This window comes from Bradyrhizobium sp. CCBAU 53421, assembly GCF_015291625.1.
Classification (GTDB): domain Bacteria; phylum Pseudomonadota; class Alphaproteobacteria; order Rhizobiales; family Xanthobacteraceae; genus Bradyrhizobium.
Window position 1 is genome coordinate 815,154 of the sequence record NZ_CP030047.1, and the last position, 26,521, is coordinate 841,674.

Annotated in this window: 25 protein-coding genes; 12 read left to right on the top strand and 13 right to left on the bottom strand. The window is 65.1% G+C overall.

Annotated elements, in window-relative coordinates; all coding sequences use genetic code 11:
- The first annotated feature begins 7 nt into the window (after positions 1 to 7).
- The 3 genes from XH92_RS03655 (at position 8) to XH92_RS03665 (ending at position 4,088) form a co-directional block, all read left to right on the top strand.
- Positions 8 to 856, top strand: a complete 849-nt coding sequence (locus tag XH92_RS03655) for an acyl-CoA thioesterase domain-containing protein (RefSeq protein ID WP_246788212.1) — start codon at positions 8 to 10, stop codon at positions 854 to 856.
- 149 nt (positions 857 to 1,005) lie between these two features.
- Positions 1,006 to 2,757, top strand: a complete 1,752-nt coding sequence (locus XH92_RS03660; RefSeq protein WP_194458016.1) for a type I secretion system permease/ATPase — start codon at positions 1,006 to 1,008, stop codon at positions 2,755 to 2,757.
- Complete coding sequence (locus XH92_RS03665) at positions 2,754 to 4,088, top strand: HlyD family type I secretion periplasmic adaptor subunit (RefSeq protein ID WP_371817939.1); 1,335 nt, start codon at positions 2,754 to 2,756, stop codon at positions 4,086 to 4,088. The genes XH92_RS03660 and XH92_RS03665 overlap by 4 nt, the downstream gene beginning before the upstream one ends.
- Before the next feature lie 262 nt (positions 4,089 to 4,350).
- Here the strand turns inward: XH92_RS03665 and XH92_RS03670 are convergent, their stop codons facing one another.
- Positions 4,351 to 4,827, bottom strand: a complete 477-nt coding sequence (locus tag XH92_RS03670; RefSeq protein WP_194458018.1) for a CinA family protein — start codon at positions 4,825 to 4,827, stop codon at positions 4,351 to 4,353.
- Positions 4,828 to 5,020: 193 nt separating this feature from the next.
- On the opposite strand from XH92_RS03670, the gene XH92_RS03675 reads away from it, so the two are divergent.
- From XH92_RS03675 to XH92_RS03690, 4 genes are read left to right on the top strand one after another with little or no spacing between them, the layout of a single operon-like run.
- Positions 5,021 to 6,097, top strand: a complete 1,077-nt coding sequence (locus tag XH92_RS03675; protein WP_194458019.1) for an amidohydrolase family protein — start codon at positions 5,021 to 5,023, stop codon at positions 6,095 to 6,097.
- The gene (locus tag XH92_RS03680; protein ID WP_194458020.1) at positions 6,094 to 7,203 is read left to right on the top strand and encodes an amidohydrolase family protein; all 1,110 of its coding nucleotides are present in this window, start codon (positions 6,094 to 6,096) and stop codon (positions 7,201 to 7,203) included. Before XH92_RS03675 ends, XH92_RS03680 begins: the two co-directional genes overlap by 4 nt.
- A 52-nt stretch (positions 7,204 to 7,255) precedes the next feature.
- Positions 7,256 to 7,669: a Rieske (2Fe-2S) protein gene (locus XH92_RS03685; protein ID WP_194458021.1), complete on the top strand. Its 414-nt coding sequence runs from the start codon at positions 7,256 to 7,258 to the stop codon at positions 7,667 to 7,669.
- A 42-nt stretch (positions 7,670 to 7,711) separates the two neighbouring features.
- Positions 7,712 to 8,290: a class I SAM-dependent methyltransferase gene (locus XH92_RS03690; protein ID WP_194458022.1), complete on the top strand. Its 579-nt coding sequence runs from the start codon at positions 7,712 to 7,714 to the stop codon at positions 8,288 to 8,290.
- Positions 8,291 to 8,434: 144 nt separating this feature from the next.
- Here the strand turns inward: XH92_RS03690 and tcuB are convergent, their stop codons facing one another.
- The 4 genes from tcuB to XH92_RS03710 all read right to left on the bottom strand — a co-directional run bounded on the left by tcuB (position 8,435) and on the right by XH92_RS03710 (position 13,647).
- Positions 8,435 to 9,550 (bottom strand): tricarballylate utilization 4Fe-4S protein TcuB, encoded by a 1,116-nt coding sequence (tcuB, locus tag XH92_RS03695; protein ID WP_194461096.1) that lies wholly within the window; start codon positions 9,548 to 9,550, stop codon positions 8,435 to 8,437.
- Between the two features lie 16 nt (positions 9,551 to 9,566).
- A complete protein-coding gene (tcuA, locus tag XH92_RS03700) occupies positions 9,567 to 10,967 on the bottom strand; it encodes an FAD-dependent tricarballylate dehydrogenase TcuA (protein WP_194458023.1) in 1,401 nt (466 codons plus the stop codon).
- 78 nt (positions 10,968 to 11,045) lie between these two features.
- A complete protein-coding gene (locus tag XH92_RS03705; RefSeq protein ID WP_194458024.1) occupies positions 11,046 to 12,371 on the bottom strand; it encodes an MFS transporter in 1,326 nt (441 codons plus the stop codon).
- 376 nt (positions 12,372 to 12,747) lie between these two features.
- On the bottom strand, positions 12,748 to 13,647 hold the full coding sequence (locus tag XH92_RS03710; RefSeq protein WP_194458025.1) for a transcriptional regulator GcvA: 900 nt from the start codon (positions 13,645 to 13,647) through the stop codon (positions 12,748 to 12,750).
- 157 nt (positions 13,648 to 13,804) lie between these two features.
- Between XH92_RS03710 and XH92_RS03715 the strand changes: the two genes are divergently transcribed.
- Positions 13,805 to 13,984, top strand: coding sequence for a DUF1127 domain-containing protein (locus XH92_RS03715; RefSeq protein ID WP_371818061.1), 180 nt, complete (start codon positions 13,805 to 13,807; stop codon positions 13,982 to 13,984).
- Positions 13,985 to 14,051: 67 nt separating this feature from the next.
- The gene (locus tag XH92_RS03720) at positions 14,052 to 14,675 is read left to right on the top strand and encodes a GNAT family N-acetyltransferase (protein WP_194458027.1); all 624 of its coding nucleotides are present in this window, start codon (positions 14,052 to 14,054) and stop codon (positions 14,673 to 14,675) included.
- Between the two features lie 207 nt (positions 14,676 to 14,882).
- Here the strand turns inward: XH92_RS03720 and XH92_RS03725 are convergent, their stop codons facing one another.
- Together XH92_RS03725 and XH92_RS03730 are read right to left on the bottom strand one after the other, a co-directional pair.
- Positions 14,883 to 15,713, bottom strand: coding sequence for an enoyl-CoA hydratase (locus tag XH92_RS03725; RefSeq protein ID WP_194458028.1), 831 nt, complete (start codon positions 15,711 to 15,713; stop codon positions 14,883 to 14,885).
- Between the two features lie 193 nt (positions 15,714 to 15,906).
- On the bottom strand, positions 15,907 to 16,608 hold the full coding sequence (locus tag XH92_RS03730) for an SDR family NAD(P)-dependent oxidoreductase (protein WP_194458029.1): 702 nt from the start codon (positions 16,606 to 16,608) through the stop codon (positions 15,907 to 15,909).
- Positions 16,609 to 16,679: 71 nt separating this feature from the next.
- On the opposite strand from XH92_RS03730, the gene XH92_RS03735 reads away from it, so the two are divergent.
- Together XH92_RS03735 and XH92_RS03740 are read left to right on the top strand one after the other, a co-directional pair.
- On the top strand, positions 16,680 to 18,461 hold the full coding sequence (locus tag XH92_RS03735; protein WP_194461097.1) for an acyl-CoA dehydrogenase family protein: 1,782 nt from the start codon (positions 16,680 to 16,682) through the stop codon (positions 18,459 to 18,461).
- A gap of 53 nt (positions 18,462 to 18,514) precedes the next feature.
- The gene (locus XH92_RS03740) at positions 18,515 to 19,603 is read left to right on the top strand and encodes a Zn-dependent alcohol dehydrogenase (RefSeq protein WP_018269116.1); all 1,089 of its coding nucleotides are present in this window, start codon (positions 18,515 to 18,517) and stop codon (positions 19,601 to 19,603) included.
- Between the two features lie 142 nt (positions 19,604 to 19,745).
- Here the strand turns inward: XH92_RS03740 and XH92_RS03745 are convergent, their stop codons facing one another.
- The 4 genes from XH92_RS03745 to mbfA form a co-directional block, all read right to left on the bottom strand.
- Entirely contained in the window at positions 19,746 to 20,099 is a 354-nt protein-coding gene (locus tag XH92_RS03745; RefSeq protein ID WP_194458030.1) for a nuclear transport factor 2 family protein, read from the bottom strand.
- 207 nt (positions 20,100 to 20,306) lie between these two features.
- The gene (locus XH92_RS03750) at positions 20,307 to 21,779 is read right to left on the bottom strand and encodes an amidase (RefSeq protein ID WP_194458031.1); all 1,473 of its coding nucleotides are present in this window, start codon (positions 21,777 to 21,779) and stop codon (positions 20,307 to 20,309) included.
- Between the two features lie 149 nt (positions 21,780 to 21,928).
- Positions 21,929 to 22,795 carry a hypothetical protein gene (locus XH92_RS03755; protein WP_194458032.1) on the bottom strand — a complete coding sequence of 289 codons (867 nt, stop codon included), beginning with the start codon at positions 22,793 to 22,795 and terminating at the stop codon, positions 21,929 to 21,931.
- A gap of 16 nt (positions 22,796 to 22,811) precedes the next feature.
- The gene (gene mbfA, locus XH92_RS03760; RefSeq protein WP_194458033.1) at positions 22,812 to 23,783 is read right to left on the bottom strand and encodes an iron exporter MbfA; all 972 of its coding nucleotides are present in this window, start codon (positions 23,781 to 23,783) and stop codon (positions 22,812 to 22,814) included.
- 165 nt (positions 23,784 to 23,948) lie between these two features.
- On the opposite strand from mbfA, the gene XH92_RS03765 reads away from it, so the two are divergent.
- On the top strand, positions 23,949 to 24,671 hold the full coding sequence (locus tag XH92_RS03765; protein WP_194458034.1) for a hypothetical protein: 723 nt from the start codon (positions 23,949 to 23,951) through the stop codon (positions 24,669 to 24,671).
- 76 nt (positions 24,672 to 24,747) lie between these two features.
- On the opposite strand, the gene XH92_RS03770 is transcribed toward XH92_RS03765, so the two are convergent.
- Together XH92_RS03770 and XH92_RS03775 are read right to left on the bottom strand one after the other, a co-directional pair.
- Entirely contained in the window at positions 24,748 to 25,119 is a 372-nt protein-coding gene (locus XH92_RS03770) for a hypothetical protein (RefSeq protein ID WP_194458035.1), read from the bottom strand.
- A gap of 212 nt (positions 25,120 to 25,331) precedes the next feature.
- Complete coding sequence (locus tag XH92_RS03775; protein ID WP_194458036.1) at positions 25,332 to 26,477, bottom strand: alpha/beta fold hydrolase; 1,146 nt, start codon at positions 26,475 to 26,477, stop codon at positions 25,332 to 25,334.
- Positions 26,478 to 26,521 lie beyond the last annotated feature (44 nt).

The window sequence follows — 26,521 nt, forward strand, 5'->3', positions numbered from 1 at the left end:
GCTATTCTTGGATCAGATCGCCGCTGCGCTCAATCCTGCTCACCTCAGGGATTTTATCGCCTTGGCCATCTTCGAACCGACAGCGACCCCGCATCACTGGAAGCCCGCCGCGCTGGCGGCGGGGCCGTTCGCAGGTCTCCAGGGCGGCGCGGTCGCAGGCCTGTTGACCGGCGAGGTCGAGGCCATGGCAGGTTCGCGCAACTGGGGGACCGCCATCTCGGCGTCGGCCTGGTTCCTGCGGCCGACGCCAATGGCGGAATTGCGCACGCAAGTCGCTGTCGTGACCGAGGGCGGCCGGGTCAGCGTCGTCGACAACACGCTCTGGCCGGCCGGCGAGGAGGCGCCCTGTGCGACGGTGCGCGTGACGCTGTCGCGCGAACGTGCGGTCGAGATCCCCGGCTTTCACGCCAGCGCGGCCGAGCCAGTGGATCCCATGCGTTTTCCGTTGCACAGCCCGCACGCCGTCCATGGCCGCAGCTGGTTCATGGACGCAATGGAAGCCCGGGCCGGCGGCGATGTCGCCTGGTTTCGCATGCATCACAGCGTGATTGCGGACGCGGGCGCGCTGGCGCGCGTGCTCGGCCCGGCCGATTGGACCCACGGCATCGCGCGCCCGGTGCAGAACGTGGTGGCCGACCCCAATCCGAACCTCGCGGTGCAGTTGTTCCGGCCGCCGCGGGGGGAATGGATCGGCATTCGCGCCGAGGCCCGCTGGCGCCCGGCGGCCGGGCTCGGCGTCGGCAGCGGGACATTGCTCGATGTCGATGGCGAGATCGGCCGGGTCTCGATGTCGGTCATTCTCGTGCCCTTTCCGAGAAGCGCCCCTGCTGCCGGTCCGGGTTCCGCGGCCGGTTAACCCTAATTATTCCGTCAACTGTCTGTGGGATCACAAAAATAGGCTGCGAACCATGCTTTGGTTGGCGCGACTTAAAATGGACGGTGGTCGCAAACGCCTATACAACGTGGTGATCACGTAACTCTTTCATTTTGCAGAGATCGATTTTTATGGCAGCCGCGCCCGCTGTCCGGCGTTCCGAATTGGCTGAGGCGCTGCGCGCATGCCGCAGCGCCTTCATCGGCGTCGGCCTCATCAGTTGCATGATCAACCTGCTCTATCTGACAGGTTCGATGTTCATGCTCCAGGTCTATGACCGCGTGCTGCCGAGCCGCAGCGTTCCGACGCTGGTCGGCCTCGTCGCCATCGCCGCGGTCCTTTACATGGCCCAGGGCGTGCTCGACCTGCTGCGCGGACGGATCCTCGGCCGCGTCGGCACCTCGCTCGACGAAGCGCTCAATGCGCGGGTGTTCGACACCATCGTGCGGCTGCCGCTGATGGCCGGCAATCGCAGCGAGGGCCTGCAGCCGCTGCGCGACCTCGACAACGTGCGCTCCTTCCTCGGCAGCATGGGTCCCGGCGCGTTCTTCGATCTGCCCTGGCTGCCGTTCTACATGCTGATCTGCTTCGCATTCCATTGGCTGCTCGGCGTCACGGCGCTGGTCGGCGCCGTCATCCTGGTGACGCTGACGCTGATCACCGAATACATGTCGCGCACGCCGGCCAGGGAAGCGATGTCGCTTGCGGCGCGGCGCAACGATCTCGCCGCCTCCAGCCGCCGCAACGCCGAAGTGCTCGTGGCGATGGGCATGGCCGGGCGGATGAACAAGCGCTGGAACGAAGCCAACGAGGAGTATCTGTCCGGCAACCAGCGGGCGAGCGACGTGACCGGCGGGCTCGGTGCGGTCGCCAAGGTGCTGCGCATGATGCTGCAGTCCGCCGTGCTCGCTGTCGGCGCCTATCTCGTGATCCACCAGGAGGCCACCGGCGGCATCATCATCGCCGGCTCGATCCTGAGCGCGCGGGCGCTGGCGCCGGTCGATCTCGCGATCGCGCATTGGAAGAGCTTCGTCGCCGCGCGGCAGAGCTGGCAGCGCCTCAACCGCCTGCTGCAGCAGATTCCGGCGCGACCGGCGCAGACGCTGCTGCAGGCGCCGGAGAAGAAGCTGTCGGTCGAGGCGGTGACCATGGTTGCGCCGGGCGACCAGCGCCCGATCGTGCAGGACGTCAGCTTCGCCGTCGAAGCCGGCAGCGGCGTCGGCGTGATCGGCCCGAGCGGGTCCGGCAAGTCGTCGCTGATCCGGGCGCTGGTCGGTGTTTGGTTGCCGGCGCGCGGCAAGGTCCGGCTCGACGGCGCCGCGCTCGATCAGTGGTCGTCGGACGAGCTCGGCCGCCATGTCGGCTATTTGCCGCAGGACGTCGAACTGTTCGCCGGCACGGTCGCGCAGAACATCTGCCGGTTCGATCCCGACGCCAAGTCCGACGGCATCATCGCGGCGGCCAAGGAGGCCGGCGTGCATGAGATGATCATCAAGATGCGCGAGGGTTACGACACCCAGGTCGGCGAGCAGGGCACCGCGCTCTCCGCCGGCCAGGCGCAGCGCGTCGCGCTGGCGCGCGCGCTCTACGGCAATCCCTTCCTGATCGTGCTGGACGAGCCGAACTCCAATCTCGACAGCGAAGGCGACGAGGCGCTCACCCGCGCGGTGCGTGGCGCCCGCGAGCGCGGCGCCGTTGTCATCGTGGTCGCGCACCGGCCGATCGGCATCGAGGGCGTCGACCAGCTGCTGGTGCTCAAGGATGGCCGGATGCAGACCTTCGGGCCGAAGGAGACCGTGCTCGCGCAGGTGCTGCAGCGCGCCGCGCCGCCGGTGCCGACGCCGATCAAGATCGTCGCCGATGCGGGGGCGGCCAAATCATGAGCACCCGCTTGAGCGATCGCATGACCGATCAGCCCCGCAACGCACATGCTTCGATCAGGAAGCATCTCGTGGTCGGCCTCGCCGTGGTGCTGGTGCTGGGCGGCGGCGTCGGCGGCTGGGCCGCGACGGTGCCGATCTCGGGCGCGCTGATCGCGCCGGGCTCGGTGGTGGTCGATACCAACGTCAAGAAGGTGCAGCATCCGACCGGCGGAGTCGTCGGCGAAATCCTGGCGCGTGACGGCGACACGGTCAAGGCGGGCGACGTCGTCGTGCGTCTCGACGAGACGGTCGTGAAGGCGAGCCTTGCGATCGTGGTCAAGACGCTGAACGGTCTCTATGCGCGTGCGGCCCGCCTCCAGGCCGAGCAGCAGGGCCTCGACAAGATCGCGTTTCCGCCGCAGCTCACCGAGCAGGCCAAGGATCCCGACGTCCGCGACATCATGGCGAGCGAAACCAAGCTGTTCGAGGTGCGGGTCAACGGCCGCGCCGGCCAGAAGGCGCAGCTGCGCGAGCGCGTCACCCAGCTCAACGAGGAAATCGCCGGCCTGCAGGCGCAGGAGACCGCCAAGGACAAGGAGATCGCGCTGGTGCAGCAGGAGCTGGTCGGCGTCCGCCAGCTCTATGAGCAGCATCTGGTGCAGCTCACCCGCCTGACCACGCTGGAGCGCGACGCGGCGCGGCTCTCCGGCGAGCGCGCGCAGTACATTGCCTCGCGCGCCCAGGCCAAGGGCAAGATCACCGAGACCGAGCTACAGATCATCCAGGTCGACAAGGACATGCTCTCGGAGGTGTCGAAGGACCTGCGCGAGGCCAACGACAAGATCGGCGAGTTCGTCGAGCGCAAGGTCACCGCCGAAGACCAGCTCCGTCGCATCGACATCCGCGCGCCGCAGGACGGCGTCGTGCTGCAATCGACCGTCCACACCGTCGGCGGCGTCATCACCGCGGGCGATGCCATCATGATGATCGTGCCCAGGGCCGATGATTTGTCGGTCGAGGCCAAGGTCAATCCGCAGGACATCGACAAGCTGCAGGTCGGACAGAAGACCGTGTTGCGGCTCTCCGCCTTCAACCAGCGCACCACGCCGGAGCTGAACGGCGTCGTCACCCGCGTCTCCGCCGACGTCAACACCGACCAGCGCACCGGGCAGAGCTACTACACGATCCGCGTCTCGATGCCGCCGGAAGAGGTCGCGCGCCTCGGCGGCGAGGTGAAGATCATCCCCGGCATGCCGGTGGAAGCCTTCGTCCAGACCGGCGACCGCACCATGATGTCGTATCTGATGAAGCCGCTGAGCGACCAGTTCATGCGCTCGTTCCGCGAGAAGTGAGATCTGGCGGGTACGATTCTCGTAGCCCGGATGAAGCGCAGCGAAATCCGGGAAACGGTCGTCCAGCGGATGCAGTTGCCCCGGATTACGCTTTGCTCCATCCGGGCTACGGTGACTTCCGAGCTACCCATCGTTGATCCGTCATCCTGAGGTGCGAGCGGAGCGAGCCTCGAAGGATGCACGGCCCCGCTGGTGGCCGTCGATCCTTCGAGACGCGCTTCGCGCTCCTCAGGATGACGGGGATCGATGATCCGTGCGGCGACTAGAGATTGCTCAACAACAGCTCCAGCGCCGCTTTGGCAAAGACCTGCATGTTGGCTTGCCGGTCGCCGCTTGCGGTTTCCACCGTGATCACCTGCTGCCGGGGACCTGCGATCGCCATGCAGCTATGGCCGGCGGCATCGCCGTAGCGGTTGCCGGTCGGGCCGGCCGCGCCGGTCTCCGACAAACCCCAATCGGTCGAAAGGCGCTCGCGGATCTGGCGCGCCAGCAGCTGCGCGTAAGGTTCCGACGACGAGCGGAGACCGCGCATGGCATCGTCGGGAATGTCCATCAGCGCGCGCCGCGCGTTGCGGGTGTAGATCACGCCGCCGCCGAGGAAATAGGCCGATGCCCCGGGCACTGCGAGCAGCGATGCCGAGATCAGCCCGCCGGTGGATGATTCCGCGACCGCAATCGTCTGCTTGTTCGCGATCAGCCTTGCGGCGACCTGTTCGGCGATGGATATGAGTGCGTTCATCGGCGCTCTTTCTCGTTGCTTGCCATGAAAACTGCCAGGAAAACTGCCATGAAAATCCCGTGGGGCGTTCTGCCTTCCTAGCACACCACACCGGCCTCTGCCGAGTTGCGGACCGTGGCATGGACTGCTTGAATGTCAGACAACAACCAAGCGGCGCCCCGACAGTTGCGAGAGCGCGCGCGGAGGAAACACCATGACGTCGCCGATCGCGGGTGGCGTGGATTGCGATCTGCATCCCGCCGTGCCCCATCTCACCAGCTTGCTGCCGTACATGAACGATTACTGGCGCGACCAGGTGACGACGCGCGGCATGACCGATTTGATCTCGCAATCCTATCCCACCAACTCGCCGATCGCCTCGCGGCCGGACTGGCGCCCCGCACAGGGCAAGCCGGGTTCGAGCCTTGCCGACATGCAACGTCAGGCGCTCGACCGGCTCGGCACCGCCACCGGCATCTGTAATCCGCTCTACGGCGTGCAGATGGTGTTCTCCGAGGACATGGCCGATGCGTTCTGCCGCGCGCTGAACGACTGGCTGGTCAAGGAATGGCTTGACAAGGACGATCGGCTGCGCGGCTCGATCGTGATTCCCGTGCAGAGCATCGAGAAAGCGGTCACCGAGATCGAGCGCTGCGCGCAGGACAAGCGCTTCGTGCAGGTGCTGATGCTCGTGATGGGCGACATGCCGCTCGGCAAGCGTCACTACTGGCCGATCTACGCGGCCGCCGAACGGCTCGGTCTGCCGATCGGTGTCCATGCCGGGAGCGCCTATCACAACCCGCCGACCTCGGTCGGCTGGGGTTCCTACCACATCGAGGACTATGTCGCGCAAGCGCAGGCGTTCCAGACCCAGCTCACCAGCCTGATCGTCGAGGGCGTGTTCGCGCGCCATCCGAACCTGAAAATGGTGATGCTGGAAAGTGGCTTCACCTGGCTGCCTCCATTCCTGTGGCGGCTGCACAAGTTCTGGCGCGGCGTGCGCATGGAAACGCCGTGGGTCGATCGGGCGCCGCTGGAGATTGTGCGCAGCAACATCCGCTTCTCGCTGCAGCCGGTCGACGCGCCGCCGGAAGGAGATACGCTGAACCGGCTGTTCGACCATATGCAGTCGGATGAATTGATCCTATTCTCGACCGACTACCCGCATTGGCAGTTCGACGGTGACGAGGTGCTGCCGAAGGGGCTGTCGCAGGATCTGGTGCGCAAGATCATGATCGACAATCCGCACGCGACCTATCCGCGCTTGCAGGTGAAGGAGACGACGCCATGAACATCCAGATTCGGGAACGTCCCGACGCGGCTGCGTCAGCCGGCATCAAGACCGCGATCGCCGATTGCGACATCCATCCCGCACGCGCGACCAAGGACGAACTGCATCCTTATCTGGCCAAGCGCTGGCACAGCCATCTCGAGACCTTCGGCGTCCATCCCTATCAGGGTATGATGGAAGGCCCGCCCTATCCGAAGGCGCAGCCCAATGCCTCGCGCCGCGATGCCTATCCGCCGGAAGGCGGCCCGCAGGGCTCGTCGCTGTCCTTCATGCAGAAGCAGCATCTCGATCCCAACAATGTCGCGCTCGGCGTGCTCAATCCGCTCAACACCGGGCAGGGCATCCGCAACCAGGATCTCGCCGGTGCGATCTGCTCGGCGATCAACGACTGGCAGATCGAGAAATGGACAGCTAAGGACTCGCGCCTGAAGGGCTCGGTCGTCGTTGCCAATGAGGACGGCGTGTCGGCCGCGGCCGAAATCCGCAAGCGCGCGGGCGACAAGAATTTTGTGCAGGTGCTGCTGCTGAGCCGCAATGTCGAGCCGCTCGGCCAGCGCCGCTACTGGCCGATCTATGAGGCGGCGCAGGAGGCCGGGCTGCCGATCGGCGTGCACGCCTTCGGCTTCGGCGGCAACCCGATCACCGCGTCGGGCTGGCCGAGCTACTACATCGAGGAGATGGTCGGGCATTCGCAGTGTCAGCAGACCGCGCTGGCCAGCCTCGTGCTCGAGGGCGTGTTCGAGCGTTTCCCGAAACTGAAGATGGTGATGGTCGAGGCCGGGTTCGGCTGGGCGCCGTCGCTGGCGTGGCGGCTCGACAAGGTGTTTGCGCGGCTGCACGCCGAGGTGCCGCATCTGAAGCGCAAGCCGTCCGAGTATATCCGCGACCACATCTGGTGGACGACGCAGCCGATGGAGGATCCGGAGAGCCGCGACCATCTGTTCCAGACCATCGAGTGGATCGGATGGGACAGACTGTTGTTCGCGACCGACTACCCGCACTGGGACTATGACGAGCCGTCACGCGTGCTGCCGGCCGGCGTCAGCGACGCCAACAGGCAGGCGTTCTATCTCGACAATGCGAAGCAGCTTTACGGTATGGCATGATCCGAAAAAGTGGGAACCGATTTCCGAGTCAGATCATGCGTGAGAATAACTGATGGCGCGTCATGTGATCGCTCCGGTGGACGAACTGCCGCCGGGGTCGCGAAAATTCCTCGAGATCGACGGCCGGCCGATTGCCGTCTTCAATGTCAAAGGCGAGTTCTTCGGCCTGTTGAACCGCTGCCCGCATCAGGGCGCGGCGCTATGCGAGGGGCCGCTGATCGGGCTCGCGTCGTCGTCGGACCCCGGCGAGATCGAATACACCAAGCTCGGCGAGATCCTGCGTTGCCCTTGGCACGGCTGGGAGTTCGACATCCGCACCGGCCAGTCCTATTGCGACCCGCGCCGCTTCCGCGTGCGCGCCTACCCGGTCAGCGTCGAGCCGGGCACCAATGTGGTGAAGGGGCCGTATGTCGCCGAGACCATCAAGGTCGCGGTGGAGAGCGACTACGTGGTGGTGGAGCTGTAGCCGCGATCGTCCCGAAATCCGGTTCACCGGAGACGGCACTCCGTGAGCGTCACGCGAAGTATTTTCCTGCGCGCATTTGGCCGGCCTCGGGGTTTCCTGGGGAGGCTGGGCGGCGTGATCATGGCGCGCACCAATGCCGACTGCGGCGCGTGGGTGACGGAACTCCTTGAAATCGAACCCGGCGACAACGTGCTGGAAGTCGGATTCGGCCCCGGCGTCGTCATTCAACGTTTGGTGAAATTGGTGTCAGTGGGGCGTGTCGCCGGCATCGATGCGTCGCAGGAGATGGTCGAGCAAGCCCGGACCCGGAACAGGGCCGCGATCCAGCACGGTCATGTCGAGTTGCGGCTCGGCTCGGTGGAGCGCCTGCCGTTCGATGACGCGAGCTTCGACAAGGCGCTGGCGATCAACTCGATGCAGGTTTGGCCTGATGCGGCTGCCGGGCTACGGGAGATACGGCGCGTGATCAAACCGGGCGGCAGGATTGCACTCGGCTTTACGCGGTATTCCGGACAGCCCAGGGAAGGGGTGGTGGAAAAGCTCGTGACCGCCGGCTTCACGAACGCCCGCCTCGTGGAGACGGACGAGTGGTTCTGCATCCTGGCGGCAAAGCCTGACTGAGCGGATCGCGTTGGAGAGGGACTACGTCGCTCGTCATTCCGGGGCGCGAACCGCGAGCCCGGAATCCATTCTTCCGCTTGGATTTGTGGCCCGATGGATTTCGGGTGCGATGCGGCGCGTCGCCCCGGAATGACGGCGAGAGATTTACTCCGCCTTTCCCTGCACCATCATCTGCCGCTCCCGCGCGTAGCGTACCAGCGCGACGAAGCGGTAGATGCCGTGCACGAATTTTCCGTAGGGCATCGTGATGAACAGCGCGAACACCACGCCGAGATGCAACGCCAGCAGCGGGCCCATCGCGGCGGCCTCGCGCCACAGCAGCAAGGCGAGGCCGCTGATGCTGGTCAGGAACAACATCAGGATGAACGCGGTATCCATGCCCATGGCCTGTTCGTCGACCAGCACGCGGTCGCGCTTCCATTTCTCCGACAGGAGCCCGATCGGGCCGACCACGAGGCCGATGCCGCCGAGCGTGCCGAGCACGACGGGAAGGTCCCACCACGAATAGGGCGCCTCGCGCGCCAGCAGGTAGTGATACAGCGTGCCGACGCAGGTCGCGGCGAAGCACAGCGCAAAGCCGTAGAAGGTGAAATGGTGATACAGCTTGCGGCGGTCGGTCGGGTGGTCGTCCTCGTTGAAGCAGCCGACGCCGCCGCCGTCGAGATAGCGTAGCTCGCCGGCGTCGCGGACCGCCTGCAACAGCGATTTCGCATCCGTCGTCATGCCGACCGGCTCGCCGATATCCCGCCAGAACGCGCGCACGCCCATCACCAGCGCGAGGATCGCGTAGAGCAAAGCGGCGCCGAACAGCAGCGCCATCGCATTGTGCGGCATCAATTTGTAGAACGCGCCGGGACCGGTGTGGATGCCGGTGAGCACGCCGCGGTCGTTGACCGCAGCGAAGCCGAAGATGAAGGCGGCGACGCTCAGCGCTGCGATCAGGCTGATGACCAGGCCGTTGCGCGCAAATGCGCCGGCGAAGGCGCGCGGCCAGGCATAGGCGGCGTAGGATTCGGCGCGCGCGACCGCGAGCGTCTTCGGCACATTGACGTTGAACTCGTGCGGCGGCGAGAACTGGCAGTCGGTGTAGCAGGCGCCGCAGGCGTGGCACAGATTGGCGAGATAGTTGAGGTCGCCGTCGGAGAAGGCGCGGCGCATCTCCATCGCGGGAAACACCGCGCACAGGCCCTCGCAATAGCGGCAGGAATTGCACACCGTCATCAGACGGTCGGCTTCCTGCAAGATCCTCGTCCCGTGCATCGCGTCAGCCCCGCCTTCAGTTCCGCGCATTCTTCGCCGCTTCCCGCCCGGCGACCCGGCCGAACACGCTGCCGATGGTCATGCCGATGCCGGCGGCGTAGCCCTTGCCGAGCACGTTGCCGGCCATGATCTCGCCGGCGGCGAACATGTTGGCGGACGGCTTGCCGTCCTTCATCAGCATCCGCGCCTCTCTGTTCACGCGGGTGCCGAGATAGGTGAAGGTGATGCCGGGCCGCACCGGATAGGCGAGGTAGGGTGGCGTCTCGATCTTGCGCGCCCAATGCGTCTTCGCCGGCGTGATGCCTTCGGTACGGCAGTCGTCGAGGATGGTGTGGTCGAACGTGCCCGGCTGCACCGCGGCGTTGAAGTCGGTGATGGTCTTTTCCAGCGCGGCTGCATCGAGCTCGAGCTTGCCGGCAAGCTCGGCGATCGTCGCGCCCGCGATCGGTGGAAACAGCGTCGGCATGAAGCTGGTTACGACGGTCGAATCGAAGATGATGTAGGCGATCTGGTCCGGCTGCGCTGCGACCAGGCGGCCCCAGATCGCGTAGCGCTTCGGCCAGATGTCCTCGCCTTCGTCGTAGAAGCGCTCGGCATGCTTGTTGACGACGATGCCGAACACGACCGAGTCGTGGCGGGTGATGATGCCGCCGTCGAACTTCGGCGCACGTGCGTCGATCGCCACCGCATGGCATTGCGTGGGATCGCCGATCGCCTGCACGCCCTTGGCGAGCAGCATCTTGAGGATCGCGCCGCGATTATAGGGCGTGCCGCGGATCAGGAAATTGTCGGCGGCCTCGCCCCAATATTGCTTCAGCCACTCGATATTGGCCTCGAAGCCGCCGGCCGCCGCGACCAGCGTCGAGGCGCGTACCTCGGTCTTGCCGCCGACCGGCTGCTTCAGCTGCGCCGAGAGGAACATGCCGTGCTCGATCACGAGATCGATCACCTCGGCATCGTAGAGGATGTCGACGCCGAGCTCCTCGGCGGTGCGATAGAGCGCGTTCAGCATCGCGCGGCCGCCGCCGAGGAAGAACGAGTTGGTGCGGCCGAGGCTCAGCGTGCCGCCGAGCGAGGGCTGCCAGCGTACGCCCTGTTCGACGATCCAGTTCAGGATGTCCTTGGACTCGTGGATCATGAAGCGGGCCAGCTCCTCGTCGGTCTGGCCGCCGGTCACCACCAGCAAATCCTTCCAGAACTCCTCCTCGGTGTAGGGACCGGTGAGGATCTCGGTTGCCGCGTCATGGGCGCAGCGCATGTTGCGGGTGTGGCGGGTGTTGCCGCCGCGGTAGAATTTCGGGGCGCCTTCCAGCACCAGCACGGAGGCGCCGGCGCGCCGTGCGCTGATCGCAGCACAGAGCGCGGCGTTGCCGCCGCCGATCACCAAGACGTCGAACCTGCGCGTCAGATCAACCATGCGCTCTTGTTATCGTGGTCGGCATGGAAAGCAACATGCCGGGGCAGGCGATCGGCCTGCCCCGAATGCATATGCCGATCAGGCCGCGACCGTCTCGCGCTGAGCGATGGTCCGGCCACCACGATAGACGAGCAGCGCGGCGATGATGCCGAGCGCAGCGCCAAACATCAGCCAGTAGGCCGGCGAGGCCTTGTCCTGGCCGGTCATGGCGATCAGCTTGGTCGCGACGAACGGGGTCGAGGTGCCGAAGATGCCCGCCGCCAGCGCGAACGCGATCGAGAAGCAGGTGGTGCGGACATGCGCCGGCACGATCTCGACCAGGCATCCCAGCATCGTGCCGCTGTAGACGCCAAAGTAGAACGAGAACATCATCTGCACCGCTAGCAGTTTTCCGAGCGTCGGCTCATGCGACAGCCACGACAGGGCCGGGTAGGCGGTCACGAACGACAGGCCCGCGATCGCCAGCAGCACCGGCTTGCGGCCGATCCGGTCGGACACCGCGCCGCCGACCGGATTCCAGATGAAGTTGGTCACCGCAACGAGCAGGGTCACCAGCAGCGTGCCGGACGCCGACAGGTGCAGCTCCTTGCCGAAGCCCGGCGCATACACCGTGATGAAATAGAACGTCGTGGTGGTCAGGACCGCGATCATCATGCCGAGGATGACGATGCGCCAGTTCTCGATCGCCGAGGCGAACACTTCGCTGGGCGTCGGGTGCTTCTTCATGGCCAGGAACGCCGGCGTTTCCTCGAGCGAGCGCCGCAGCATGAAGATGACGGGAATGATGAGGCAGCCGACGAAGAACGGGATGCGCCACTTGGCGATGCCGCCGATCGCATCCAGGAAGGTGTCGCCCGGCATCACCTCGCGCAAGAGATAGCCGATGATCGCCGCAACGAAGATCGCGACCTGCTGGCTGGACGATTGGAACGAGGTGTAGAAGCCGCGGTTGCCGGGGGTTGCGATCTCGGAGAGATAGACCGAGACGCCGCCCAGTTCGACACCGGCCGAAAAGCCCTGAATCAGGCGGCCGATCAGCACGATGATCGGCGCGGCAATGCCGATTGCCGCATAGCCCGGGCAGAACGCGATCACCACGGTGCCGAGCGCCATCAGCGCCAGCGTCACGATCAGGCCTTGCCGGCGGCCGATGCGGTCGATGTAGGAGCCGAGCACGATCGCGCCCACGGGGCGCATCAGCGCGCCGAGCCAAAACACGCCATAGGCATTGAGCAGCGCCGCGGTCTCGTTCTGGGCGGGGAAGAACGCTTTCGCGATGTCCTGCGCATAGAAGCCGAACAGGAAGAAGTCGAATTGCTCGAGGAAATTGCCGCTGGTCGCGCGCAGGATGGCGCCAAGACGCGACTTGATTTGCGGGACTTGCGATGAACTCGACTGCGACATAACGCCCTTTCCTCCCCGTGACAAAGCGGCCGGCGCAAATTGTCTCGCCGGCCAAGGCAGTTAACTGCCATATGCGGCAATTTGGCACGGCTGTCCGGCGCGACCAACCCGAAATCGCGCCGCCGCTATCGGAAAAAAGCCGTAGGTAGAAATCGAGAGCGAGGCTCACTTCACCTCGCCCCGCGTGCGGGGAGAGGTCGGAACGCATCTCGGATGCGTTCCGGGTGAGGGGGAGCGTCCGCGAATACGGCTATTACCGTATATGCGGAGACGGTCCCTCACCCCAACCCTCTCCCCGTAAGAACGGGGAGAGGGAGCGCTGCACGGCCGCTATTCCTTTCATCATGCCATCGCGTGCGTTGCGGCGTGCGCCGCATCAGGGCGTCGCATGCGCCGCGGCGCCGAGCCAGGAGCGGAATGCGGAGAGCTTCGGTGAATCGGCGCGTCCCTGCGGCGTGACCAGATAGAAGCCGGCGTCGGCGGGCAGCGCGATCTTGAAGGGAACCACGAGCCGGCCTTTGGCGACGTCGTCCTGCACATAGGAGGTGCGGCCCATCGCGATGCCGATGCCGTCGATCGCGGCCTGGATCGTCACGAACAGCAGGTCGAAAGTCACCCCCGGCTGCCTGGAAATGTCGGTCGGCAATCCCGCCGCGGTCAGCCACAGCCGCCAGTCGTCGCTGTTGGCGTTGCTGGTGTGCAGTAGCACGTGATCCCTGAGGTCCTCGGGGCATTTGAGCGGCTTGGTTCCCTGCAATAGCGACGGGCTGCACACCGGAAACAGTTCGTCCGCCATCAGCCAGTCCGCGCGCAGGCCTGCCCATTGGCCGCGGCCATAGCGGATCGCCGCGTCGACCTTGTCGCGCTGGAAGTCGACCAGGCTGGTCGAGGTGGTGATGCGAACGTCGATGCCGGAATGCGCCTCCTGAAACGCCGACAGCCGCGGCAGCAGCCATTTGGCGGCGAGCGATGCCAGCGTCGAGACGGTGAGCACGTGATCGTCATCCCGGCGCAGCAGGCGGTCGGTTGCGAGCCTGAGATCGTTGAAGGCGGCGCGGACGCCGGGAAGGTATTCGGTAGCCTCCGGCGTCAGGCTCAGCGAGCGGTTCTGGCGGATGAAGAGGCGGACGCCGAGCTCTTCTTCCAGCCGCCTGATCTGATGGCTGATCGCGGTCTGCGTCACGTTCAGTTCGGACGCTGCCAGCGTGAAGCTCATGTGCCGCGCGGCGGCCTCGAACGCCCGGAGGCCGTTCAACGAAGGCAGGCGGCTGGTCATCCCTGGAGTGCCTCCCAATACATGACTTTAATTCATGCGAAACGGTACAAAGTGTCGTTTGTGAACGGGTCGAATGGCGCAGATATTACCGCCAACAAGTTACCGAGAGGACCCGCAAATGTCCATTTTCACCCATGAATCGATGACAAATCATCATATGCCGGATCATCATGCGTCTGGGCTTTTGAACCAGGTCGGCGAGACGCTGCATGTGTGGTGGGAGCGCTATGAGCGCCGCCGCGAGCTGTCGCAGTGGACCGAGCGCGACCTGCACGACATTGGCATGTCCCGGAGCGACATCGTTTTCGAGACCGAGAAGCCGTTCTGGCGGGCCTGACAAGGACGCCTTCGCTGGCGCCGCCTCTATAGGGGCGCCGGCCAATTCTTCACCCGAGGAGCGTGTCATGACTGCGCTGCATCTCGACGACCTCAAGCAATACTCTGATGTGCTGCGCGCCAAGAACGGCAGCGAGATCAGGGTGCGTTTCGTCGAGCCGCGCGACCGCGAAGAGCTGCAGAACTACATCCGCTCGCTCTCCGCGGGGTCCCGTTACAACCGTTTCCTCGGTGCGCTGAGTGAGCTGCCGAAGACGGAGCTCGAGCGTTTCGTTCACGTCGGCGAGGCTGACCGGTTCACGGTGGTCGCGACGATGGTAGTCGATGGTTTTGAAACCATCGTCGGCGAGGCCCGCTATGCCTTCCATGCCGATACGTCGAGCGTCGAGTTCGGCCTGTCGATCGATGACCGGTGGCAGGGCCACGGCATTGGCAAGGCGCTGCTGAAGAACCTCGAATGCCGCGCGGCGTCCTTCGGAGCCGAGCGCATTTTCGGCGACACCCTGCGGTCCAACGCCACGATGATCGGCCTGGCCCGCAAGTCGGACTACGCGTTCATGCCCAGCCCCGGCGACTGGAAGCTGGTGCGCTTTGCGAAAGAGATCCACGTCGAACCGCAAGACATTCCCTGTGCCAGCTGGCGGCTTGCCGCCACTTCCCGCTCGGCCGCGATGTCCTCGCTTGCGGTTTGACTGACTAGGCCCGGTTCTGGCCCCTCCAGAACCGGGCCCTTTTCTTTTTGATTGCTCCAACTCCGTAGCCCGGATGAAGCGCAGCGCAATCCGGGGCAGCCCGTACCGCGGAGAGACTTGTCCCGGATTTCGCTTCGCTGCATCCGGGCTACAAGCTTGCTTCGCCTCTCCCACAAGGGGAGAGGTGATTTGAAGGGCGCTACGCGCCTAGCTCCCCCTAAACACCGGCTTGCGCTTCTCGATGAAGGCCTGCACGGCCTCCTTGTGGTCGGCCGTCGTGGTGAGGCGGATCAGTCGCTCGGCCTCGTGGTCGCGCGCGGTGGCGAAGTCGAACTGCAGTGCCTCGTCGAGATTGTCCTTCATATAGCGCAGCGCCAGCGTCGGGCCCTCGGCGATCGATTTCGCCAGCGCGAACGCTTCGTCCTGCAACGTCTCGTCCGGCACCACGCGGTTGACGAGACCGATCTGCTCGCACCTTGCGGCGTCGACCTTCTCGGAGGTGAACATCAGCTCGCGGGCGCGCGAGGTGCCGACCAGGCGGGTCAGCAGCCAGGCCATGCCGTAGTCGCCGCTCAGCGCCACGCGCAGATAGCCGGTCGAGATGAAGGCGGATTGCGCCGCGATCCGGATGTCGCAGGCCATCGCGATCGCAAGGCCGGCGCCGACCGCAGGGCCAGGCAGCGCCGCAATGGTCGGCTTGCGTACCGATGCGAGCGCACCGGTCAAGAGGCGCTGGCGCTCCTGCAGGTCCGCCACCTTGTCCTCATAGGACATTTCGAGCTTCTTCGGGTCGCGATTGGCGCCCATGCCCTTGACGTTGCCGCCGGCGCAGAATGCCTTGCCGGCGCCGGTGACCAGCAGCACGCCGACCTCGGGGTTCTCGCCGCAGGTCCGGATCATCGTGCGCAGCGCCGGCGTCAAGGTATCCGACAGCGAGTTGCGGGCGTCCGGGCGGTTCAGCGTGATGACGGCGACGCGGTCGCGGATCACGCAGAGCAGTTCGTCGGTGCCGGTCTCGATCTTGATTTCGCTGGTCATGTTCCCCCGGGTTCAATTGTTGTCGTCATTGCGAGCCACCCCGTCGGCGCGTAGCGCCGCCGGATGACAGGCTCCGCGAAACAATCCATGCCAACGCGAGCGGAGAAATGGATTGCTTCGTCGCTTCGCTCCTCGCAATGACAAGCGTGGCGATTGGCATGGAGCTTACGCCGCTTGCATGATCTCCGTCATCTCAAAACTTCTCAACCCAGGGCCGCAATTCCAGCTCCCAGGTCCAGGCGCTGCGCGGCTGTTGCAGCACGTTCCAGTAGCTCAATGCGATCGCATCGGGATCGAGCATCGAATCCGGGCGGTCGGCGGGCTCGGTGCGCGCGGCGCTGCGGATGCCGCCGTCGATCACGAAATGCGCGACATGAATGCCCTGCGGCGACAACTCGCGCGCCATGCTCTGCGCCAGTCCGCGCAATGCGAACTTGCCCATCGCGAACGGCGCCGATTGCGCGTAGCCCTTCACGCTGGCGGAGGCGCCGGTGAACAGGATCGCGCCTTTCTTGTTGGGCAGCATGCGCTTCGCCGCCTCTTGCGCCACCAGGAAACCGCCGAACGCCGAGACCGCTATCGCCTGCTCGACCTCGGAAGGGACCAGTTCAACGAACGGACCGCGCGAGCGGCCGGAGGCGTTATAGACAACGAGATCAGGTGTTCCGATCTCGCGCTCGACCAGGCCGAACAGGCGCTCGACATCCTCCGCCTTGGTGGCATCGCAGGCATAGGCGCGCGCGCCAGTCTCGTTGCAGAGTGCGCCGAGTTTCTCGATGCTGCGGGCGCCCAGGGCCACGCGAATTCCCTCGCGCGAAAATAGCCGCGTCAACGAGGCGCTGAGGCCTTCGCCGGCGCCGACGATCAGGGCGATCTTGTACTTTGGAATATCCATTGGGCTTTCCTTTGCTCGGCCGGAGGAGGATAGTCGTGCCCAAACAAATGAGCACCGAAGCCGGGAATTCAATGCAGCCGCACAAGCAGGATCCGAAACCGTCGTCCACCACCCAGCCGGGCCTGTTGGCGCCCGATACGACGGGAATGAATTTCTACCGGGCCGATCCGGCGCTGACCGATCTCCTGAAGCTGCATCTGCCCGAGGCATTGTTCCGCCACATCGAGCCGCATCTCGACCGGCTCGGCGGATTGGCCGGCGGCTATCTCGACGAATGCGCGCGGCTTGCCGACCGGCATACGCCGGTGCTGCACCCGCGCGACAAGTTCGGCCGCGACGTGCAGTACATCGAGTATCATCCGGCCTATCGCGAGATCGAGAAGGCCGCGTTCGGCGAGTTCGGCATTCACGCGCTGTCGATCCGCAAGGGCATCATGGGCTGGCCCGACAAATATCCTGTGGTGGCCAAGCACGCCTTCACCTTCCTGTTCAATCAGGCCGAATTCGGCATGGGCTGCCCGATCAACGTCACCGACGGTTGCGCCAAGCTGCTGGCCAATTTCGGCAGCGAGGCGTTGAAGGCGAAATATTTGGACGGACTGACCCAGACCGACATGAGCAGACTGACGCAGGGCGGCCAGTTCATGACCGAGAAGGAAGGCGGCTCCGACGTCGGCACGCTGACCACGCGCGCCGTGCAGGAGGGCGATCACTGGCGGCTCTATGGCGAGAAGTGGTTCTGCTCGAACGCCGATGCCAAGGTGGTGATGCTGCTGGCGCGGCCGGAAGGCGCAGGGCCGGGCACAAAGGGCGTCGGCCTGTTCCTGATGCCGCGCTTCCTCGACGACGGCTCGCAGAACCACTACCGGATCGTGCGGCTGAAGGACAAGCTCGGCACCCGCTCGATGGCGTCGGGCGAGATCAAGTTCGACGGCGCGATCGCTTACGCCGTCGGCAAGCTCGACCGCGGCTTCGTGCAGATGGCCGAGATGGTGAACTCGTCGCGGCTGTCCAACGGCGTGAAGTCGACCGCGCTGATGCGTCGTGCCTGGCACGATGCCATCACGGTCGCGCGGGGCCGCGTGGTGTTCGGCCAGCGCATCATCGATCTGCCGCTGGCGCGGCGCCAGCTGATGAAGATCATGCTGCCGACCGAGCAGGCGTTGTCGATGAGTTTCCTGACCGCCGATGCGCTCGACCGCGCCGAGGCCGGCAGCCAGGATGCCGCAGCACTGCTCCGTATCCTGACGCCGACCTTGAAATTCCGCGCCACCCGCGATACCCGCAAGGTCTGCGGCGATGCGATGGAGATGCGCGGCGGCATCGGCTACATCGAGGAATTCGTCACGCCGCGGCTGCTGCGCGATGCGCATCTCGGCTCGATCTGGGAAGGCACCGGCAACATCGTCGCGATCGATGCGCTGAAGCGCGCGGTCGGACGCCATGGCGCCGACGCTGCGCTCGCCGCGGATCTGCATGCACGGCTCGATGACAGCCCGAATGTGCCCGAGGCGTGGCGCAACCGACTGCGCGATCTCGGCGACCGCGCGATCGCGTTTGCGCGCGAGGTCGCAAGCCGCATTGACAATGAGGGCGATGCGCGGCGCGCCACCAGCCTGCTCTATCATGTCGCAAGCGCGGTGGCGCTGGCGTGGGAGGGGGGACGCATCCATGAGATGCGCGGCGATGCGCGCCGGCTGCTGCTGTCGCGGATGGTGATCGATCACCGCGTGATGCCGGGCGATCCGTTCCGGCTTGCGGAAAATACCGTTCAACGCAGGATGACCGAGCACCTGCTCGGCGATCGCACTGTGGGCATGGCCGAGGTTGGCGAATTGCTATCAGCAGCGTAGTCTGCCGCGCGAGCGCACCGTTCAAACAATCAAAAACGTCAAGGGAGACCCCGATGAAGGCCGCCGTCCTGCATGAAGTCAATCAGCCGCTGGTGATCGAGGATGTCAGCGTGCCCAATCCGGGGCCGCGCGAGGTCCTGATCCGCACCGCGGTCGCGGGGCTCTGCCATTCCGATCTGCACTTCATGGAAGGGCTTTATCCGCACCCTCTGCCGGCGGTGCTCGGCCATGAATCGGCCGGTGTGGTCGAGAAGGTCGGCTCCGACGTCAACTACGTGAAGCCCGGCGATCACGTCGTCACGTGTCTCTCGGTATTTTGCGGCACCTGCGACAATTGCACCACGGGCCGCACCGTGCTGTGCACCGACACCACGGTGAAGATGCTGCCCGGCGCCTCCAACCGCCTGTCGTGGGGCCGGAAGGAGAAGCTCAACCAGTTCCTCAACCTGTCGTCTTTTGCCGAGCAGATGCTGGTGCACGAGAACGCCATCGTGAAGATCAAGAAGGAGATGCCGCTCGATCTCGCCGCGCTGATCGGCTGCGGCGTCATCACCGGCTACGGCGCCGTGGTGAACACCGCGAAGGTGACCGCCGGCGAGACCGTGGCTGTGATCGGCTGCGGCGGCGTCGGCATGGCCGCGATCAACGGCGCGCAGATCGCCGGCGCCGGCCGCATCATCGCGATCGACACCAATCCGGCGAAGCTGCAACTCGCGACCAAGCTCGGGGCCACCGACATCGTCGATCCCGCGCGCGGCGACGTCGTGCAGCAGGTACGCGAACTCACCGGCGGCGGCGTGCAGCACTCGTTCGAGGTGCTCGGCCGCAAGGACACCGCCGAGCAGGCCTTCGCCATGCTGGCGGCAGGTGGCACCGCGACCATCGTCGGCATGATCCCGTTCGGCCAGAAAATCGAGCTGCACGGCTTCGACTTCCTGCGCGAGCGCCGCATCCAGGGCTCGTCGATGGGCTCCAACCACTTCCGCGTCGACATGCCGCGCCTCGTCGATTTCTACATGCGCGGCAAGCTGCATCTCGAGGACTGGATCTCGGCCAAGCTGAAGCTTAGTGAGATCAACGAAGGCTTTGCCAACATGAAAGCCGGCAAGACGCTGCGCAGCGTGATCATGTTCGATAGCTAGCCCAGTCGTCGTCGCCCGGCTTGACCGGGCGACCCAGTACGCCGAGGCGGGAGTCGTGTGAATCAACTGCCACCGCGGAGTACTGGATGCCCCGCATGAAGCGGGCCATGACAGCGGAGGGTGACGCTGCGAACGTTACCCCTCACCGCGCGACGTGCGCGGACACCGCGAGCCATTTGCCGTTCTGCCGCGCCCAGCAGTCGGTGTAGCGGCCGTGCGCGCTCTCACCGTCTGCGGTGGTGTAGCTGGTCTGGGCGTGGATGATGGCGAAATCGCCGAGGATGCGGATCTTGACGTCCTCGGCCTTCAGTCCCCTGATTTTCACCGGGATCGCCGTCTGTTTCAGGAAGGCGGCGCGGTCGACCAGGCTCTTGTCGGGATTGGTGCAGTAGAAGTCCTGCGCCAGGATTTCGTCGAAGCGCTTGACGTCGCAGTTTTGGACCGAGTCGACGTAGTCCTTGTTGAGTTTTGTCAGCTCTTCGAGATCGTTGCTCATTGTTCCTCCCGGTTGCTGTTGTTCGTCATTGCTGCGCGACTAGCAGCGCTCTCGACCCGTCATCCTGAGGTGCGAGCGGAGCGAGCCTCGAAGGATGAATCGGCCACAGACGGGCCGTCGACCCTTCGAGACGCGCGCAAGGGCGCGCTCCTCAGGGTGACGGCGATAGAGTTAGGTGCCCTTCGTCGCTCTGCAATGATCGCTCACTCAATCGTCGAACATCTTCGGCGGCACGAAGCCGCCGAATTCGCGCTCGATCAGCTCGGCGAGCTTGAGCGGTGTGCGGTCCTCGAGCCAGGGGCCGACGATCTGCACGCCGATCGGCAATCCGTCCGGCGCAAAGCCGGTCGGGATCGCGGTCGAAGGCAGGCCGGGCAGGGTCGCGATGCCGGGCCAGGCGAGCTGGTCAGTGTAGACGTGCGGCTCACCGTCGATCAGGATTTTGCGCTGCTCCTGGTCGGGTGAGTGATCGTGTGGATAGGCCGGCGTCGGCATGATCGGGCAGATCACAGCGTCGAACGATTTGAACAGCTCGCGCCATTGCGCACGCAGCCGGGCGCGGCCGCCGTCGGCGATCACCCAGTCGCGATGGCTGAGCGCGATGCCGCGCAGCCGCTCGGCTTGCAGGCTGGTATCGCCGGCCGGCAGCGCGGCTGCCGCGGCGCAGGCGCCGGCATAGACCTCCGGCGGGAAGGTCGCCGCGAGGAACGACAGCAGGATCCGCATGTAAAGCCGCGAGGACGCGGCGAAGTCCGGCAGCAGCGGGCTCGAGCGCGACACCTTCGCGCCGGCCTTGTCGAGATTGCTGGCGAGCTTGTCGATGCTTCCCCGGATCACCTTGTCGGTCGGCATCACCGGATCGCTGTCGATCACGAGGATGCGGAAATCCTTCAAGGCGGTGTGGCGCGCCACCGGCAGGTCCAGCCGGTAGGCCTTGCCCGCTTCGAGCGGATCGGGGCCGGCCATCACGTCGAGCACGAGGGAGAGGTCGGCCGCGCCGCGCGCCATCGGGCCGATCACGGAAAGATCGCGATCGAACGGCAGCGGCGGCAGCGGCGGCGGAGTGTGGCCGCGCGACGGCAGCAGCGCGAAGGTCGGCTTGTGCGCATAGATGCCGCAGTGGAATCCCGGCACGCGCAGCGAGCCGCCGATGTCGGAGCCGAGCGACAATGCGCCGTAGCCCGCGGCGAGCGCCGCCGACGATCCGCCGGACGAGCCGCCCGGCGTGCGGCCGAGGTCGTAGGGGTTGTTGGTAGTGCCGTAGATCTCGTTGTAGCTCTGCCAGTCGGCGAGCGCGACCGGCACGTTGGTCTTGCCGAGGATGACGCCGCCGGCGTCCTTCACCCGCGTAATCGAGAGCGCGTCCTCAGCGGGCACGAAATCCTTCTGCGGCGGGAAACCCCAGGTGGTCGGCAATCCCGCGACGTTGAAGGATTCCTTCACCGTCATGGGAATGCCGAGCAGCGGCTTGTGCTCGCCGCGCGCGATCGCGGCATCCGCGGCACGGGCCGCAGCAAGGCCGCGCTCGAAATCGCGCACGCAGACCGCGTTGACCTTGCCGTCGTGACGCTCGATGCGGCCGATCGCGTCTTCGGCGAGCTCGACGGCGGAGACCTGCTTGTTGCGGAGGGCTTTCGACAGTTCGACGGCGGTCTTGAAACTGTATTGCGATTTGGCCACGGCGTGCTCCCTGATTTTGGCGGCGATCATGCGCAGAATGGAGCGGGCGGGCAAGACTGGCTTGATCGCAATTGCGCCGGCGCGCAACCGCGACGTCACCGATCGCCTAACGCGATCGTGATCGTCGGGTTCGGCCGATGGACACGCGCCTAGTAGGGCGTACTTCGCGCCGACAGATGCGCCATCGGATTGATGGGGCCGCTCGCGCTGGCGCGCTCGCTGCTCTCTTTGGTCCCGGGTACCGGGAAAGCGTATCCGATGATGGTCTTGACGACGAGCCGGTCGGATGCCCGTGTCAGGCCGTAGCCGACGCCGAAGTCGATGTCGACATCACCGACCTTGAAGTCGGTCACCGCGAACAACGTGTGCTGCTGCTCGGCAAGCGGGCTGAAGGCACCGATCTTGCCGAAATCGGCATAGTATTCGAGCCCGACATATACATCGTCCTTCAGCTTGCGCGCCACGCGCGCGGCGGGCGCGAAATCCGCTTCGCCATATCGGCCAAAGCCGACGTCGACGATCGGGTTGACGATGAATTCATAGTCCGCGTTGCGTACGCCGATGATCGGTCGGATTTCCAGACCCCAGCGGGTCTGCGCGAACTTCGGCATCTCGTAGCTCAGCTCGAAATTGATGCCGTAGAACAGGTTGCGCTTGTCGGCATTCGGCGAGACGAACACCGTGCGCAGCTTGAAGGCGTCGGACAGGAATTGCCGGTCCTGCACGGCAAACGGCAGATAGAGCCCGAGCTCCCACCAGTCGGTCATGCCATAGGCAAATTCCGGCGTGCCGTTGAGACTGTGGTTGGACGGAAAGCCGCCGGGGAAGGGCGGATCCTTCTGGCCGATGCCGACATAGTTGAGATGCTGCTGGACCGTGAGCTGGCCGACCGCCGCGATGCCGGCATTGTAGACCTGGATCTCGTCGGTCGCTCGTGCACGGCTGCTGTATCCGACGGCGGCGAGCGCAATCAGCGCCGCGCCGGCGGCATCTCGACATTGGCGTCGGGATCGCATCGGTGACCTCACCGTCCTACGCCGCGCCGATCAGGATGCCGACCGCGAGCACGATCGCGCCGCCGAGCACGATCTGGAACACCGCCTGCAGGAACGGCGTGTCCATGTAGCGCGAGCGGATGAAGGCGATCGCCCACAATTCGAAGAACACCACGATCCCGGCGATCGCGGTCGCGATCCAGAATGCGTTCGGCCAGGCGTCGGGCACCAGATAGGGAATGGTGTGGCCGAGGCCACCGAGCGTCGTCATCAATCCGCAGGTCAGGCCGCGCAGCCAGGGTGAGCCGCGGCCGGTCAGCGAGCCGTCGTCGGACAGCGCTTCGGCAAAGCCCATGCTGATGCCGGCGCCGATCGATGCGGCGAGGCCGACCAGAAACGTCTGCCAGTTGTGATGCGTGGCGAAGGCGGCGGCGAACAGCGGCGCCAGGGTCGAGACCGAGCCGTCCATCAATCCGGCGAGGCCCGGCTGCACATATTGCAGCACGAACATCCGCCGCCGCGTGCGGTCTTCCTCGGCGCGCACATCGGGCTTGAGTATCTCGCCGGTCAGGCGGACCGCGAGCTTCTCGTGACCCTTCTCCTCCTCGGCGAGATCGCCGAGCAGGCGGCGCACACCGACATCCTCGGCTTTCTCGGCGGCCTTGGCGTAGAAGCGCTCGGCCTCCAGCTCCATGGTCTCGACTTCCTTGCGGATGGTGTCGAGCGGCAGGTTCTTGGTCAGCCAGATCGGACGCCGGCGCAGAAAGCCTTTGACGTCCTCGCGCCGGATCGGCGGCAGATGCGGACCGAAGCGCTGCTCATAGGTTTCGAGCAGCCGGTGGCGATGGCCGCGTTCCTCTTCGGCCATCTCCTCAAAGATCTTCGCGGTATCAGGATAGCGTTCGGTGAGATCCTCGGCGAAGGACATGTAGATGCGGCTGTCCTCCTCCTCGGAGGCAATCGCGACCGCCAGCACCTCGCGCTCGGTCAGATCGGCGAAATTCTTCACGGCGACGCTTTCTTTACCCGATTTAGAATTAGAATAATTCTAATATTAGCTCGTCAGGCCGAGGTCAATCCTGGGTGGGCGCGTCTCGGCCCGTTCGTGATCAAGTTCAGGGGAACCAGGCTGTGCTACGTCCGTTCGAGTTCCTGCTGTTCACGAGAGGATGCCATGGACACCGTCAAATACCGCCTGAACGACGCGCGACTGGCGCCGCGGCGGACGAAACTCGAGATTCCGGGCTGGGCCGGCAACCGTGAGCCGCGCACCGATGGCTCGCGCGAGCAGGTCTGGCATTGCGTGCCGTTCTCGGAAGGCGCGCAATATGGGATCGAGCTGTTCTATCCCTATGATTTCGAGCTGCACGTCACCACGAAGGACGGAAGGGTACAACTCGACGCCGATTGGGGTGAGCCGCCGGACAGCGGCGTGCAGTGGCCGCCGTTCCGGAATTTCGGCGACGTGTTCTACACTTACCAGATATTGCTCGATCTCAAGGTCGAGAAGGGCATGGCGATTCGTACCGAACCGCATCCGCGCTTCTACACCGATCGCACCGACACCGTGCCGATCGCCGTTCCGGCGCTCGTGCGCAATTGGTGGCCGATGATGTTCTTCACGGTGTTCAAGGCGCCGGCGGAAGGGCGCACTCACATTTTCCGGCCGAACGAGCCGTTCGCCCAGATCATCGTGATTCCCGAGGAAGCGAACTTTCAGCTCGAGCAGATGGGCGAGGAGGAGGCCGCCGAACGCGAATTGCAGGCGCGCCGCATCTACAACAATCGGCCCAAACTGGCCGCCGGAACGGAATGGACGTCGTCATCGGACACGGTGTTCGACGGCACATATCGCCATCTGCACCGCGCCGCGAAGGAGAAGGCGCGCCAGGACTAAGACGGCGCCGCATCATGGTCGAAAAACACAAACGGGGCCCGTGGGCCCCGTCGTCGCATCACCAAAGTGCCATCGCTCAGTAATCGCGACGGTAGAAGCTGTGATGATGATGGTGGTGATGATGGTGATGGTGGTAGCGCCGATAGCGCGGCACCACGATGACCGGGCGGTCGTAGTAGTCGCGGCGATAGTAGCCGTGATGATGGTGGTGGTGATGATGATGATGGTAGTAGTACTGTGCAAGCTGCACGTTCTCCCGGACCGGGGCGGGCGCAGCCTCGTCGAGCGCCTGCAGCTTTGCGGAGGCGTTCGAGATCGGCTCCAGCAGGTCCGCATATGAGTTCGCCTGCAGAACGTCGGCCGGGTTCGGCCCAGGCGCAGCTTCGGCGGCACCGACCGCGCCGAACGCGGCCACCGCTCCCAGAAGTCCAGCGATTTTCCTATCCATCTTTGCTCTCCTTAAAAAGTCGCCGGACCGACCGCCGGTTTCTAGCAACGCCAATCATTGCCCAATGTTTCGTGAACCGCGCATTAACGCCCTGTGACGGGATCGTGGCGGCAGGCATCCGCATCTGACACGGGACGGATGTCGGTTCGCGCGAGGAAAACCTGCCAATACAAGAATCTGGAGCGACTGATTCGATCAGAACCGAAGTGGCTCTACCTTGCACGCGCGAGGAACTGCAGCAGCAGCCGGCTCACCTCGTCCGGCTGCTCCTGTTGCACCCAGTGGCCGGCGCCGTCGACCAGATGGCAGCCGATCATTTTGGTGCAGGCCTTCGCCTGCATCGCCTCGAACACGCCGGGACGCTGATGGGTGCCCCAATCCTGCTTGCCCGAGATGAAGGCGGACGGCTGATCGATGCTTCGGCCGCTCCAGGTCTGCAATTCCGGAGTGAACGCGCCTGACGTCCCGCAGCGATACCATTGCAGCCCGCCCTGGAATCCCGTGCGCTGATACTCGGCGCTGTAAAAGGCCAGCTCGCGGTCCGGCAGCCAGGTGTTGGCGGCGATCGCCTCGCGCGACGGCATCTCCTCGGCGACCGTCGCGGCCATGTCCTTGGCGAGATCCATCACATAGTAGGTCGGCAGTTTTGCCAGTTCGCCCGCCGACCAGGATTGCAGCGGATAAGGCTTGTTGTCGCTCCAATCCGCACTCTTGTGATGATAATAGGCGCGCAGGAAGTCGTGCACACCCTGTGGTGCGCGATGCATGTCGGCGTTGGCCGGACGTGTCGAATAGTACCATTGGTAATGCTTGCGCGGGCGCGGCAACGCCGCCAGTTCGCGATGCACGGGGTCTTCGCTCGCGGGCTTGCCCGGTTCATTGGCGATGTTGAACGGTAGCGACGGCGGTCCTGCGAACGGTGCGCTCATCATCACGACAGCGCGAAACACGTCGGGGCGGATCAGCGCGCACCACGCCGCGACCGACGAGCCGAAATCGTGCCCGATCACGGCATCGACACGCGTGTAGCCGAACGCCGCGACCAGCCCGAGCGCATCGCGCACCAGATTGGGCAGGCGGAACGACGCGAGGTCGCCGTCATAATCCGCGCTCCAGCCTGACGTGCGGCCATAGCCGCGCTGGTCCGGAGCGATCACGTGGTAGCCGGCGGCGGCGAGCTTCGGCATCACCTTGCGCCAGGAAAACGCCAGCTCCGGAAAGCCGTGCAGCAGCAACAGGCAGGGCCGGCCGATTGTTTCGAAGCCTGCTTCGAGCACATGCATGCGCAGGCCGTTGATCCCATCGACATAACGCGAGCGGATGGTGGAGGGGAGCGGAACGTCGGGGAGCGTTTCCATCGCAAATCACCTGTTGGGCATCGCCGCACAACCAGCGCATTTTG

Bases quoted from the DNA above. Each gene is read 5' to 3' on its own strand.
- XH92_RS03715 (WP_371818061.1), top strand. From the start codon at position 13,805: ATGCCGGATCATCATGCGTCTGGGCTTTTGAACCAGGTCGGCGAGACG.
- XH92_RS03710 (WP_194458025.1), bottom strand. From the start codon at position 13,647: ATGACCAGCCGCCTGCCTTCGTTGAACGGCCTCCGGGCGTTCGAGGCC.
- XH92_RS03685 (WP_194458021.1), top strand. From the start codon at position 7,256: ATGGCGCGTCATGTGATCGCTCCGGTGGACGAACTGCCGCCGGGGTCG.
- tcuB (WP_194461096.1), bottom strand. From the start codon at position 9,550: ATGCACGGGACGAGGATCTTGCAGGAAGCCGACCGTCTGATGACGGTG.
- XH92_RS03675 (WP_194458019.1), top strand. From the start codon at position 5,021: ATGACGTCGCCGATCGCGGGTGGCGTGGATTGCGATCTGCATCCCGCC.
- XH92_RS03765 (WP_194458034.1), top strand. From the start codon at position 23,949: ATGGACACCGTCAAATACCGCCTGAACGACGCGCGACTGGCGCCGCGG.
- XH92_RS03725 (WP_194458028.1), bottom strand. From the start codon at position 15,713: ATGACCAGCGAAATCAAGATCGAGACCGGCACCGACGAACTGCTCTGC.
- XH92_RS03730 (WP_194458029.1), bottom strand. From the start codon at position 16,608: ATGGATATTCCAAAGTACAAGATCGCCCTGATCGTCGGCGCCGGCGAA.
- XH92_RS03705 (WP_194458024.1), bottom strand. From the start codon at position 12,371: ATGTCGCAGTCGAGTTCATCGCAAGTCCCGCAAATCAAGTCGCGTCTT.
- XH92_RS03720 (WP_194458027.1), top strand. From the start codon at position 14,052: ATGACTGCGCTGCATCTCGACGACCTCAAGCAATACTCTGATGTGCTG.
- XH92_RS03680 (WP_194458020.1), top strand. From the start codon at position 6,094: ATGAACATCCAGATTCGGGAACGTCCCGACGCGGCTGCGTCAGCCGGC.
- XH92_RS03660 (WP_194458016.1), top strand. From the start codon at position 1,006: ATGGCAGCCGCGCCCGCTGTCCGGCGTTCCGAATTGGCTGAGGCGCTG.
- XH92_RS03745 (WP_194458030.1), bottom strand. From the start codon at position 20,099: ATGAGCAACGATCTCGAAGAGCTGACAAAACTCAACAAGGACTACGTC.
- XH92_RS03735 (WP_194461097.1), top strand. From the start codon at position 16,680: ATGCAGCCGCACAAGCAGGATCCGAAACCGTCGTCCACCACCCAGCCG.
- XH92_RS03770 (WP_194458035.1), bottom strand. From the start codon at position 25,119: ATGGATAGGAAAATCGCTGGACTTCTGGGAGCGGTGGCCGCGTTCGGC.
- tcuA (WP_194458023.1), bottom strand. From the start codon at position 10,967: ATGGTTGATCTGACGCGCAGGTTCGACGTCTTGGTGATCGGCGGCGGC.
- XH92_RS03775 (WP_194458036.1), bottom strand. From the start codon at position 26,477: ATGGAAACGCTCCCCGACGTTCCGCTCCCCTCCACCATCCGCTCGCGT.
- XH92_RS03755 (WP_194458032.1), bottom strand. From the start codon at position 22,795: ATGCGATCCCGACGCCAATGTCGAGATGCCGCCGGCGCGGCGCTGATT.
- XH92_RS03665 (WP_371817939.1), top strand. From the start codon at position 2,754: ATGAGCACCCGCTTGAGCGATCGCATGACCGATCAGCCCCGCAACGCA.
- XH92_RS03740 (WP_018269116.1), top strand. From the start codon at position 18,515: ATGAAGGCCGCCGTCCTGCATGAAGTCAATCAGCCGCTGGTGATCGAG.
- XH92_RS03670 (WP_194458018.1), bottom strand. From the start codon at position 4,827: ATGAACGCACTCATATCCATCGCCGAACAGGTCGCCGCAAGGCTGATC.